Annotated in this window: 11 protein-coding genes; 5 read left to right on the forward strand and 6 right to left on the reverse strand. The window is 71.2% G+C overall.

The genetic code is table 11. The features are described from left to right. Positions 1-21: 21 nt before the first annotated feature. Entirely contained in the window at positions 22-1290 is a 1269-nt protein-coding gene (locus ACXMYJ_RS08875) for a hypothetical protein (protein WP_460355486.1), read from the reverse strand. Next, positions 1287-2306 (reverse strand): hypothetical protein, encoded by a 1020-nt coding sequence (locus ACXMYJ_RS08880; protein WP_443187531.1) that lies wholly within the window; start codon positions 2304-2306, stop codon positions 1287-1289. The genes ACXMYJ_RS08875 and ACXMYJ_RS08880 overlap by 4 nt, the downstream gene beginning before the upstream one ends. 91 nt (positions 2307-2397) lie before the next feature. Between ACXMYJ_RS08880 and trmB the strand changes: the two genes are divergently transcribed. The 3 genes from trmB (at position 2398) to mmpL3 (ending at position 6961) form a co-directional block, all read left to right on the forward strand. Then, a complete protein-coding gene (gene trmB / locus ACXMYJ_RS08885) occupies positions 2398-3192 on the forward strand; it encodes a tRNA (guanosine(46)-N7)-methyltransferase TrmB (protein WP_443187530.1) in 795 nt (264 codons plus the stop codon). Then, a complete protein-coding gene (locus tag ACXMYJ_RS08890; protein WP_260756324.1) occupies positions 3189-3914 on the forward strand; it encodes an NYN domain-containing protein in 726 nt (241 codons plus the stop codon). The genes trmB and ACXMYJ_RS08890 overlap by 4 nt, the downstream gene beginning before the upstream one ends. 74 nt (positions 3915-3988) lie before the next feature. Continuing rightward, positions 3989-6961 (forward strand): trehalose monomycolate exporter MmpL3, encoded by a 2973-nt coding sequence (mmpL3, locus tag ACXMYJ_RS08895; protein ID WP_460355490.1) that lies wholly within the window; start codon positions 3989-3991, stop codon positions 6959-6961. Between the two features lie 12 nt (positions 6962-6973). Here the strand turns inward: mmpL3 and ACXMYJ_RS08900 are convergent, their stop codons facing one another. Then, a complete protein-coding gene (locus ACXMYJ_RS08900; protein WP_460355492.1) occupies positions 6974-8134 on the reverse strand; it encodes an AI-2E family transporter in 1161 nt (386 codons plus the stop codon). Positions 8135-8211: 77 nt separating this feature from the next. On the opposite strand from ACXMYJ_RS08900, the gene ACXMYJ_RS08905 reads away from it, so the two are divergent. Further along, complete coding sequence (locus tag ACXMYJ_RS08905) at positions 8212-9381, forward strand: lysylphosphatidylglycerol synthase transmembrane domain-containing protein (protein WP_443187527.1); 1170 nt, start codon at positions 8212-8214, stop codon at positions 9379-9381. 10 nt (positions 9382-9391) lie between these two features. Then, positions 9392-9775, forward strand: coding sequence for a DUF3054 domain-containing protein (locus tag ACXMYJ_RS08910; RefSeq protein WP_460355495.1), 384 nt, complete (start codon positions 9392-9394; stop codon positions 9773-9775). Here the strand turns inward: ACXMYJ_RS08910 and ACXMYJ_RS08915 are convergent. The 3 genes from ACXMYJ_RS08915 to ACXMYJ_RS08925 are packed head-to-tail and all read right to left on the reverse strand — an operon-like array spanning position 9767 to position 12278. Further along, a complete protein-coding gene (locus ACXMYJ_RS08915) occupies positions 9767-11107 on the reverse strand; it encodes a sensor histidine kinase (protein WP_260756319.1) in 1341 nt (446 codons plus the stop codon). The genes ACXMYJ_RS08910 and ACXMYJ_RS08915 overlap by 9 nt on opposite strands. Before the next feature lie 27 nt (positions 11108-11134). Further along, on the reverse strand, positions 11135-11881 hold the full coding sequence (locus ACXMYJ_RS08920; RefSeq protein ID WP_313901364.1) for a response regulator transcription factor: 747 nt from the start codon (positions 11879-11881) through the stop codon (positions 11135-11137). Between the two features lie 4 nt (positions 11882-11885). Then, positions 11886-12278: a heme-binding protein gene (locus tag ACXMYJ_RS08925; RefSeq protein WP_260756318.1), complete on the reverse strand. Its 393-nt coding sequence runs from the start codon at positions 12276-12278 to the stop codon at positions 11886-11888. Between the last annotated feature and the right edge of the window lie 51 nt (positions 12279-12329).

Raw genomic sequence — 12329 nt, forward strand, 5'->3', positions numbered from 1 at the left:
GTGAATCAGGACGATGTCCATTCACTCACAGGAACGATTCAGATGGTTCCCACCGGGCGATCTACCGAGCGGTAACAAGTCATGGTGCCCGATTCGGCGCTGCCGCGCACGGGACAACTCCCGCAGCGCGGCCTCGACCTGCGCGATCCGCGCGCCTGCCACGGCGTCCTCCGCGTCCCCGGAGGCCGCGCCCGCAGCGGCGAGCGCGGTCTCGACCGCCAGCATCCGGGTCGCCACCCGTTCCTCGCTGACAACGCGCAGCGCAGCCACCACCTCCAGCGCCCAGCGCTCCAGCACGGACCGGTCGTGCAGCAGCGCCCGGGTCCGGATCACCCACGCGGTCGTGACCAGGCCGAGCATGGTGCCGGCGAGCAGCCCGACGGTGGCCAGTTCCGGGGCGAGCCCCGACAGCAGCCGGGGCACCACCATCGCGACCCCCAGCCCGAACCCCGCGCCCAGCACCGTCATCAGCCGGATCTCCAGCCGCCGGGCGCGCAGCGGCGGATCCGGCAGCCACGGCTCGTCCGGCGCCGCCGCGGGACCATCGGCCTCGGCATGGGCGTGCGCGGTGAGGTCCGCGTCGACGGCGGCGAGGACCTCGGCCGCGCGCCTGCGGGCGCGGTCGGCGAACCCGTTGACGTCCCCCCTGCCCGCCGCGGCCGCGTCGTCGAGCAGTTCCGTGCGCAGCGCCGCGCACCGCTTCCGCGCGGTGTGGGTCACGGTGAGGCGGGCCTGCGCGAGGTCGGTGCGCAGCAGGGTCGCCCGCCGCGCCGCGCCGGCCCGGCGCTCCCGCATCAGCCGGTCCCGCTCGTCGCGCAGCGTCTGCTCGCGGGCCGCCCATGCGCGCAGCTGGTTCCGCCCGGCCCGGCCGGGGTCCGCCAGCTGCTCCCCGAGCACCCTGACCAGTTCGTCGATCACCGGATCACCCAGCCGCGGCGCCGCCGCCACGCCGATCCACGGGATCGGGGCCAGCCGCGGCGTGTGCGCGGCCAGCCGCGCCCGGTCGGCGGCCAGCACGGCGGTCCAGTCGCGGTGGTCGTCGATCTTGGACACCACCGCGACCACCGCGTCAGTGGCCGCGGTCGCGAGAGCGGCCAGCGCGCAGTCGGATTCGGTGATCGGAGCCACCGCCGAAACGACGAACAGCACCATCGCGAGTGGGCCGGTGTGCCCGGCGTCGCCCGGCTCGACGAACCGGCAGTTCGGCATCCTGCTGCGCAGCTCCCCGACCAGGCTGGTCACCCCCGCCCGCGGCGGGCCGGTCACCAGCACCACGTCCGGTGCGGTCACCGCGACCGGCTCAGCAACCGCAGTGAGCCGCGCGCGATGGCTGCCGCGCAACGTCCGTGGTGCCCGGTGACCGGGCCGCCCGCGTAGCGGTGCCAGTACACGGCGCGCCGTTCGTGGGCGTCGGGGCTGTCGCCGCGGTCGACCCGCAGCCCGGTCGCCTCCATCGCGTCGACGGCGGCGGCCATCACCGCGATCACCGCGTCGTCGCCGGCGAGGAAGCCGGCCAGTCCGTCGTCGCGGGTTTCGGCGGCCACCCGGTGCAGATCGTCGACGGCCGCGCACACCCGCCGGTACGTCACCTCGGCGGTCATCGCGTCCACCGCCGCGACCACGCGGCCGACCTGGCTGAGATCGCGCAACGCGCGGTTGACGGTCGCCGCGTCGGCCCCTTCGGCGCAGGAGAGCACGGCGTGTGCGAGCCCGAACCGGTCCAGCCGGGCGAGCAGCCGGCGCCGAACCTCGGCCGGCACCGGGTGCTCGGCGTCGACGAACGCGTCGGTGGAAGTCATGTCGGCCGGGGTCGCGGCCAGTGTCCGCAGCGCCGCGACATCCCGCCCGTCGAGCTCGGGCCGGGCCAGCAGCGCGATCATCGGCACTACCGCCACCCCGGCCGTCCCGCTGATCCGGGCCGCGCACGCCGTCGCCGCGGCCAGCGGCCCGCCGACGACCCGGCCGGCCAGGTCCGCCTTGTTCAGCACGATCACCGTCGGCACCGGCGCCGTGAGCAGCGCCCGGTCCTCGGGTTTGAGCACCTCGGCGACCACGATCACCTGCGCGTCGGCGGCATCTACGGCGGTCACCACCGGCACGCCGGACGCGGCCAGCGCGCGGGCGACGGACCCGCAGCCCACCCCGCTCCGGCCCCGGACGGCTACCCTGAGCGGGTCCCGCAGGCGCTCCGGCACGGCGCGCAGCCGCGGGTCGTGCGTGTGTGCGGCGAACTCCGCCACGACGTCGGCGAACATGTGCCTGCCCCCGTGTCCCGGACCGGTGGACGGCCCGCTCCGAACTCCCATCGTGGCACCGGTCGCGGGCCGGTCAGGACACGAATTCACAAGGCAACTGTTGGGTATCAATCTGTCACACGATGCAGGGAGCGCAGGCGCGATGAGCGACTATGGACGGATGCACACGCCGGAGTCCGACCTCGCCGCACCCGAGGCGCCGGACCCCGAGGACCATCCGCACTTCCACCGCCGGGTCACCAGCTTCCGGGCCCGCCGCTCGACGATCTCGGACAACCAGCAGGCCATCTGGGACCGGCTCTGGCCGCAGCTCGGGTGTCAGGCCCGCGACGGCGACGCGCAGGCGGGCCGGCTCGACCTCGAAGCGTGGTTCGGCCGCACCGCGCCGCTGGTGCTGGAGATCGGCTGCGGCACCGGCACCTCGACACTGGCCATGGCCCAGGCCGAACCCGACGTCGACGTCATCGCCGTCGAGGTCTACCGGCGGGGGCTGGCCCAGCTGCTCGCCGCGATCGACCGGACCTCGGGAACCGACCATCCCGTCACCAACATCCGGCTGATCCGCGGCGACGGGGTCGACGTGCTGACCCACATGGTCGGCCCGGGCTCGCTGACCGGTGTGCGGGTGTTCTTCCCCGATCCATGGCCCAAGGCCCGGCACCACAAGCGCCGGCTGCTGCAGGCCGACATCGTGGCACTGATCGCCGACCGGTTGCGGCCGGGCGGGATCCTGCATGTCGCCACCGACCACATGGGTTACGCCGAGCACATCGCCGAGGTCGGCGATGCCGAACCGCTCTTGCGCCGCGTCGAGGCAGGCACCGGCGCCGACACCGCAGGACTGCCCGTCTCCGTGGCCCGGCCCGTCACCAAGTACGAGCGCAAGGCGCTGGCCGGTCCCACCGTTGCCGAACTCCTCTGGGAGAGAACACCATGAGCCTGACCGACAACATGCCGGCCCCGCCGGACGCGCCGGACAACCCCGAGCCCGTGACCCCAGCCGCGCTGGGCGCCGACACCGCACCCGAAGCCCGGGTGCTGCTGGTGTGGGACGCCCCCAACCTGGACATGGGACTCGGCGCGATCCTCGGCGGCCGCCCGACCGCCGCGCACCGGCCGCGATTCGACGCGCTGGGCCGCTGGCTGCTCGGCCGCACCGCCGACCTGTCCGCCGCGCAGGCCGGGTCCGGACGACCGGTGGCGCTGGAACCCGAGGCCACCGTGTTCACCAACATCGCCCCCGGAAGCGCCGACGTCGTCCGGCCCTGGGTGGAGGCGCTGCGCAACGTCGGTTTCGCGGTGTTCGCCAAACCGAAGATCGACGAGGACAGCGACGTCGACAGCGACATGCTGGCCCACATCGCGCTGCGGCGCAGCGAAGGACTGGCCGGGCTGATCGTGGCCTCGGCCGACGGCCAGGCGTTCAAACTGCCGCTGGAGGACATCGCCAGAAGCGGTGTCGAGGTCCAGGTGCTCGGATTTCGCGAACATGCCAGTTGGGCGTTAGCGTCGGATACCTTGGAGTTCGTCGATCTGGAAGACATCCCCGGTGTCTTCCGGGAGCCGTTGCCGCGGATCGGACTTGACTCGCTACCCGAGCAGGGCGCCTGGCTGCAGCCTTTCCGGCCGCTGTCGTCGCTGCTGAACTCGCGCGTCTAGATAACTGAAAGCCCCGGGTCCGACGTGTGGGGGCGAAGATGACAGGGACTTTCGAAGACCGATAGGAGCATTACGTGTTCGCCTGGTGGGGTCGAACGGTGTACCAGTACCGATACATAGTGATCGGTGTCATGGTCGCACTGTGCCTGGGCGGCGGCGTCTACGGCATCAGCCTGGGACAGCACGTCACACAGAGCGGTTTCTATGACGAGGGCAGCCAGTCGGTGCACGCGTCGCTGGTCTCCGACGAGGCCTACGGGCGCGACCGGACCAGCCATGTGGTGGCGATCCTCACTCCGCCGGACGGAAAGAAGGTCACCGACCCACAGTGGATCGAAAAGGTCACCGGCGAGCTGAACGACGTGGTGGCCGAGCACCCGGATCAGATCGTCAGCTGGGTGGGCTGGTTGCGGGCCCCCGACAGCACGGCCGAGACCGTGCAGCAGATGAAGACCGAGGACGGCTCCAAGACCTTCATCAGCATTCCGCTCAAGGGCGACGACGACGACGAGATCCTGAAGAACTACCAGGTCGTCGAACCGGACCTGCAGAAGGTCAACGACGGCAACATCGCGCTCGCCGGCCTGCAGCCGCTGGCCAGTGAACTCACCGGCACCATCGGCGAGGACCAGAAGCGCGCCGAGGTCGCGGCGATCCCGCTGGTCGCAGTGGTGCTGTTCTTCGTGTTCGGCGGCGTGATCGCCGCGGCCCTTCCCGCGATCATCGGCGGTCTGACCATCGCCGGCGCACTGGGCATCATGCGGCTGTTCGCCGAGTTCATGCCGGTGCACTTCTTCGCCCAGCCCGTCGTCACGCTGATGGGCCTCGGCATCGCGATCGACTACGGCCTGTTCATGGTGAGCCGGTTCCGTGAGGAGATCGCCGAGGGCTACGACACCGAGGCCGCCGTGCGCCGCACGGTGATGACTTCGGGCCGCACCGTGATGTTCTCCGCGGTGATCCTGGTCGCGTCGTCGGTGCCGCTGCTGCTGTTCCCGCAGGGCTTCCTGAAGTCGATCACCTACGCGATCATCGCGTCGGTCATGCTCGCGGCGATCCTGTCGGTCACCGTGCTGCCCGCCGCGTTCGCGATCCTGGGCCGCAATGTCGACGCGCTCGGGGTGCGCACGCTGCTGCGGGTACCGTTCTTCCGCAACTGGAAGCCGATGCGGGTCTACCTGGAGTGGCTGGCCGAGAAGACCCAGAAGACCAAGACCCGCGCCGAGGTCGAGAAGGGTTTCTGGGGCCGGCTGGTCAACGTCGTGATGAAGCGGCCGATCGCGTTCGCCGCGCCCATCCTGATCGTGATGATCCTGCTCGTCATCCCGCTGGGACAGCTGGCCCTCGGCGGCATCAGCGAGAAATACCTGCCGCCCGACAACGGGGTGCGTCAGGCGCAGGAGGACTTCGACCGCAGCTTCCCGGGCTTCCGCACCGAGCCGCTGACTCTGGTGATCGAGCGTCAGGACGGTGAAGCGGTCACCGACCAGCAGCTCGCCGAGATCCGCGCCAAGGCGATGACGATCAGCGGGTTCACCGACCCGGACAACGATCCGTCGAAGATGTGGCAGGAGCGGTCCGTCCAGGAGGGCGGTTCGGAGGATCCGTCCGTCCGGGTGATCCAGAACGGTCTGGTGAATCGCAACGACGCCTCCCAGAAGATCGACGAGCTCCGGTCCATCCAGCCGCCGCGCGGCATCGACATCTCCGTCGGCGGCACCCCCGCGCTGGAACAGGACAGCATCCACAGCCTGTTCGACCGGCTGCCGCTGATGGGCCTGGTGCTGATCGTCACCACCACGATCCTGATGTTCCTGGCGTTCGGGTCGATCGTGCTACCGATCAAGGCCGCGCTGATGAGCGCGCTGACGCTCGGGTCAACGATGGGCATCCTGACCTGGATGTTCGTCGACGGCCACGGGTCGGGCCTGATGAACTACACGCCGCAGCCGCTGATGGCGCCGATGATCGGCCTGATCATCGCCGTGATCTGGGGTCTGTCCACCGACTACGAGGTGTTCCTGGTGTCGCGCATGGTCGAGGCCCGCGAGCGCGGAATGTCGACCGCCGAGGCGATCCGCATCGGCACCGCCACCACCGGCCGCCTGATCACCGGCGCCGCGCTGGTGCTGGCCGTCGTCGCGGGCGCTTTCGTGTTCTCCGACCTGGTGATGATGAAGTACCTGGCGTTCGGTCTGCTGATCGCGCTGCTCCTGGACGCGACGATCATCCGGATGTTCCTGGTGCCCGCGATCATGAAGCTGCTCGGCGACGACTGCTGGTGGGCGCCGCGCTGGATGAAGCGGGTCCAGGAGAAGCTGGGTCTCGGCGAGACCGAGCTCCCCGACGAGCGCAAGCGTCCGCTGGTCCGGGAGACGGCGCCGGCCGAGGCGCTGGTCGGCGCCGGTGGCCCGCCGTTGCCGGCGCGGCCGCTGCCGCCGCACGATCCGACCCATCCCGCGCCCGGTGGACGCCCGCCCGGACCGACGACGCGGATCCCGGCCCCGCCGCGGACCGCCGACCCGTCGGCAGTGGGCACCGCACGCATCCCCGGGGCGCCGCCCCGCCCGCCCGTGCCGCCGCAGCCCGAACAGGAAGCCCCGACCACCCGGTTCGGCATCGCCAAGAACGCGGTGCGCAACGCGGTCAGCAACGCCACCGCGGCCGCCCAGCGCGCCACCGAGAAGTGCGCTCCCCCGCCGGCGCAGCCGCGGGAGGAGCGGGAGATCGAGTCGTGGCTCGGTGATCTGCGGGGCACCGGCGCGTCCGGCGCCGGCCCGGCCGCACCCGCGCCGCTGCGGCCGTCCGCCGAGCCGACCCACGCCATGCCCGACACCAGCGAGCCGACCACGGCGATTCCGTCCGGCAAGGGCGCGCAGGACGACGACGGCGACGACGCCAGCACGCGGGCCATCCCCGCCGCGCGGCAGACCGATGCCGACGCCGCCACCGAGAAGTTGAACACGCGGCCGGACCAGGATCCGAAGCGTCGCGGCAGCAACGGGCTCAGCGCGCAGGACCTCCTGCGCCGCGAAGGCCGGCTCTGACGGTTCCCGGGATCACTCCCGGGGCACCTCGGTCTCGATGTCGTCGGGTTCGGCCCGCACCACGGGCCCCTCGTCGGCTTCCATCGCCGCCTGCTCGGCGGCGGGGTCGTCGGCAACCAGCACCCGCATCGCGCTGTTGATGAACGCGAGCGCCGGCACGGCCAGCAACGCCCCGACGATCCCGGCGAGCACGCCGCCACCGGCGATCACCAGCACGATGGCCAGCGGGTGGATCGCCACCGCGCGCCCCATCACCAACGGCTGCAGCACGTGCCCTTCCAGTTGCTGCACCGCGATGATCAGACCCAGCGTGATCAGGCCGTAGATCCAGCCCTTCGCGATGAGCGCGACGATCACCGCCAAAAAGCCGGTCACCACCGCGCCGACCAGCGGGATGAACGCGCCGAGGAACACCAGGGACGCCAGCGGCAGCGCCAACGGGATCCCCATGATCGCCAGCCCGATGCCGATACCGGTGGCGTCGACGAGCGCCACCAGGAACGTCGCGCGCACATACCCGATCAGCGAATGGAACCCGGCGCGGCCGGCGTCGCGGACCCGGTCACGCACGTGCGACGGGAACACCCGGGTGATGAACGCGAAGATGGTGCGGCCGCCGTGCAGCAGGAAGATCAGGGTGAACAGCATCAGCAGCGCACCGGTGATGATCTCGGTCAGGGTGCCGGCGGTCGACAGCGCACCGCTGGTCAACTTCTCCTGGTTGCTGCGCAACGCCTCGATCGCCTCGTCGCGGGCCTGGTTGATCTGCGCCGGGCTGACGTCGAGCGGACCGTCGGTCAACCACCGGACCAGCCCCTCGATGCTGGTCGACACCTGGGTGACCAGATCCGGCGCGCCTTCGATGAACTGGTTGACCACGAACGTGAGCAGGCCGCCGAACAGCGCGAAGCCCGTCAGCAGCACCAGCGCCACCGCCCCGCCGCGGGGGGCGCCGCGACGGTCCAGGAAGTCCACGACCGGCATCAGCAGCGCGGCCAGGATGGTGGCCAGCGCGACGGGCACCACCAGGATCTCCAGCCGCAGCATCAGCCACAGCAACGCGACGATCGCGCCGAGGATCACCAGCAGTCGCCACGACCAGGCCGCCGCCTTCCTGACCAGTGGGCTGACCGACTCGTCGGCCACGGTGTCGAAGGACGGGCCACCTGACATTCCGGTAGCGTAACGGCCTCGCCTGGACGCGCTCGGGATCTGCTGTTGCAGGGTGTATGCGGCTTACTCTGTACCGCGTGTCTCACGACGCGCCCCCGAGCGACACCCAGACCGGCCCGGCCGGGCCGGGTCGCAGTCGCGGCAGGTACTGGTGGCTGCGCTGGGCGCTGATCGCGCTCGCCGTCATCGTGCTGACCGTGGAACTCGCGCTCGTGCGGGACCAGTTGGCCAAGGCGTGGGCCAGTCTGCGGTCGGCCGACTGGCTGTGGGTGCTGGCCGCCGCGGTCGCGGCGATGGCATCGATGCACAGCTTCGCCCAGATCCAGCGCACGCTGCTGCGTTCGGCCGGCGTGCGGGTGCATCAGTGGCGCTCGGAGGCGGCGTTCTACGCCGGCAACGCGCTGTCCACCACGCTGCCCGGCGGCCCGGTGCTCTCGGCGACGTTCATCTACCGGCAGCAGCGGCTGTGGGGCGCCTCGCCGCTGGTGGCGTCGTGGCAGCTGGTGATGTCCGGGGTGTTGCAGGTCATCGGGCTCGCCCTGCTGGGTCTGGGCGGTGCGTTCCTGCTCGGCGCGAGCAAGAACCCGCTGTCACTGATCTTCTCCCTCGGCGGGTTCCTCGCGCTGATCCTGCTGGCGCAGGCCGTCGCCAGCCGGCCGGAGCTGCTCGACGGCATCGGGGTGCGGGTGCTGACGTGGGCCAACTCGGTGCGCGGCAAGCCCCTGGACATGGGACTGGCGAAGTGGCGCGAGATCCTGACCCAGCTGGAAGCAGTGCACCTGAGCCGGCGGGACCTGGGCAAGGCGTTCAGCTGGTCGCTGTTCAACTGGATCGCCGACGTCGCATGCCTGCTGTTCGCCTGCTACGCCACCGGCGGGCACCCGTCGCTGGCCGGTGTCACCGTCGCGTACGCGGCCGCCCGCGCCGTCGGATCGATCCCGCTGATGCCCGGTGGTCTGCTGGTGGTCGAGGCGGTGCTGGTGCCCGGCCTGGTCTCGAGCGGGATGTCGCTGGCGTCGGCGATCTCGGCGATGCTGGTCTACCGGCTGATCAGCTGGATCTTCATTTCGGTCATCGGCTGGGTGGTGTTCTTCTTCATGTTCCGCACCGAGAGCGCCCTGGACCCCGACATCAACGGCGACGTCCCCGGCGATCCCGCGCCGCCGGCCCAATTCAGCCCGGACCCGGAGGCGTTCCACCCGCCCGACGAGAAATCCGGTGCGCCACCCGAGGATCCGGGTCGCTAGCCTTCATCTCGTGACGACCGACTCCCCGTCTTCCGCGACCGCGCTGAAGGCGCTGGCCGCCGACCTCGTGTGCGTCGTGGTGTTCTGCACGATCGGGCGGCGCAGCCACGCCGAGGGCCTGACCGTCACCGGGATCGCCGAGACGGCCTGGCCGTTCCTGACCGGCACCGTCGCCGGTTGGCTGGTGAGCCGGGCCTGGCGACAGCCGACGTCGCCGGCGCCGACCGGGCTGATCGTGTGGGTCGCCACGATCGTGGTCGGGATGCTGTTGCGCAAGGCCACCGGGCAGGGCACCGCGGTCAGTTTCATCGTCGTCGCGTCGTTGACCACCGCGGTGCTGCTGCTGGGCTGGCGAGCCGGGGCACGGTTACTGGCGCGTCGTCCGTCAGCCTGAAAACTCCTGCGGTGCAAGATCGTTGGAGATCGTCAGGGTTGCGCGCAGACCCCCGAGCGGGCTGTCGGACAGCGTGATCGTCCCGCCGTGCAGCGCCGCCTGCTGCGCGACCAGCGCCAGACCCAGCCCAGAACCCCCGGATGCGGCGGTGCTGCCCCGGGAGAACCGGCCCAGCACCGCCTCGTGTTCCTCGGCGGGCAGGCCGCGGCCGTTGTCGTCGACGACGATGGTGACCACACCGCCGTCGCGGTGCGCGGCGAGCACGATGCGGCCGGCCTGCCCGTGGGTCACGGCGTTGCGCACCAGGTTGTCCACCGCCAGCCGCAGGCCGCCCGGCCAGCCCAGCACGGTGCCGAGGTCGTCGGCGGCGTCGATCTCGATCTGCACGTCCCGGCGGACCCGCATGTTCTCGCGGCCCACCCGGTCGAGCATGTCGGTTACGTCGATGACCTCGCGGTCCTCGTCCTGCGCGAGCTGCCCCGACGCCAGCTGACCGAGCGCGGTGATGATGGCCTCGACCCGGCGCTGAGCGCGCGACAGGTCGGCGACCACCTCCTCGCGTTCCTCCTCGGGCAGGTTGTGGATGCGCAGGGTGTCGAGGTCGGCCCGCATCGCGGTCAGCGGGGTGCGCAGCTCGTGGGCGGCGTTGGCGGCGAAGTCCTGGGCGGCCTGCAGCGAATTCGTGGTGGCCCGCTGCGCGGCGGCGAGCCGGTCCAGCATCGCGCTCATCGCCTCGGACAGGTCCTCGGCCTCCCGCACCCCGTGTACCGCCGGGATCTGCGCGGTGCCGTGGTCGAGCCGTTTGGTGTGTTCGGTCAGTTTGCGCAACGGCCTGATCGCCGCGCCGGCCAGCAACCAGCCCAGCACCCCGGCCAGCAGCACGGTGACCACCCCGACCCCGATGTAGAACGGGATCCTGGCCCGGCTCAGCAGGATGCTGTCGGCGCGGATACCAATCGACATCAGCACCCCGCCCTCCTGCTCCGACGGGATGGTGCGCACACGGTATTCGACGCCGTTGACCATGACGGTGTCGGTGCCCGGCGGCAGCGGCGGCAGCTGGAAGCCGCGCTGGTACACGACCTGGCCCGACGAGCGCGCCCGGCCGGTCTGCAGCACCCCGCGCCGGGGATCGGACAGCTGGTCCGGATAGACGCTGGCGTCGACGATCGCGTCCAACCGGCGGTCCAGCTGTGCCTCGTCGTTGCCGGCCAGCACCAGCGAGGTCAGAATCGTGAACGCCGCGACCACCGCTGCCGCGGCGGCGGCCGCGGCGATCGCCACCCTGGTGCGCAGGGACGCCGATCGCAGGAATCGTGGAAGGCGGGGCACGGCGGGCAGGGTCAGCTCACCCGCATGTCAGGGCTCTTCACGAAGCACGTAGCCGATGCCGCGCACGGTATGGATCACCCGGGGCAGACCGTCGCGCTCGAGCTTGCGGCGCAGATACGACACGAACACGTCGGCGACGTTGGTGTCGACGTCGAAGTCGTAACCCCAGACCAGCTCCAGCAACCGCTGCCGGCTCAGCACCACGCCGGCGTTCTCCGCGAGCGCGGCCAACAGGTCGAACTCCCGCTTGGTCAATTCGACCCGTTCCCCGGCGACGAACACCAGTCGCCGCGCGGTGTCGATGGTCAGCGAGCCCACCGTCATCGAGTCGGAGGTGGGCGCGGAATGGTGCGCGCGCCGCAGCAGTGCGTGCAGCCGTGCCACCAGCTCCCCGAGGTCGAACGGTTTGGTCAGGTAGTCGTCGGCGCCCGCCTCCAGCCCGGCGATGCGGTCGTTGACGGTGTCGCGGGCCGACAGCACACAGATCGGGATGTCGTTGCCCAGCGCACGCAGCGCGGTCACCACCGCGACCCCGTCGAGCTCGGGCATCTGCACGTCGAGCACGAGCGCGTCGTGCGACTCGCTGGACAGCAGCCGCAGCGCCTCCTTGCCCGTCGCGGCGACCCTGACGTCGAACCCGGAGTGCCGCAGACCACGCGCCACCGAAGTTCTGACGTCGGGGTCATCGTCGACCATCAACACCGTCCGACCCGCGCCGTCCTGGGCGGACAGCTCCCCCCCATGAGCAGGCGGAGTGTCCACCCTGTCCTGCACCGCGTTACGGGAAGTTCGGGCCGTCGGGGTCGTCAGGGGTGAACCCGCAACGATGCTTGATGTCGGTCAGCGGCTGGCGGACACCGCGCAGCTCGGCTTCGACCTGCGGATGCATGGCCAGGTAGTCGGCGACCTCGGTGCGGATCTGCTCGTGCGGCTTGCCGTGCAGGCCGGTCAGGAACGCGTTCACGTCGGGGTGGGTGAACAGGTAGGCCGACGTGGCCGCGGAGACACCGGAGGCAACCCCGGAGAAGTCGGCTGCCGTGCAGTTCGGCGGTGGCGGAGCGGGCTGAGCAGAGGCCGAGGGCAGGGCACCGAACAGCATCCCGCCGGAAACCGCGCCTGCGCCGAGCACACCCAGGACCGTGCGACGCACAGCTGGGGCCGAGAACACCATGGAGGCTCCTTCGTCAGAGGTGGACCGGGCCGTTTCGGTCGCCGGTCGAGA

The sequence above is a fragment of the Mycobacterium sp. ZZG genome, from assembly GCF_054786995.1.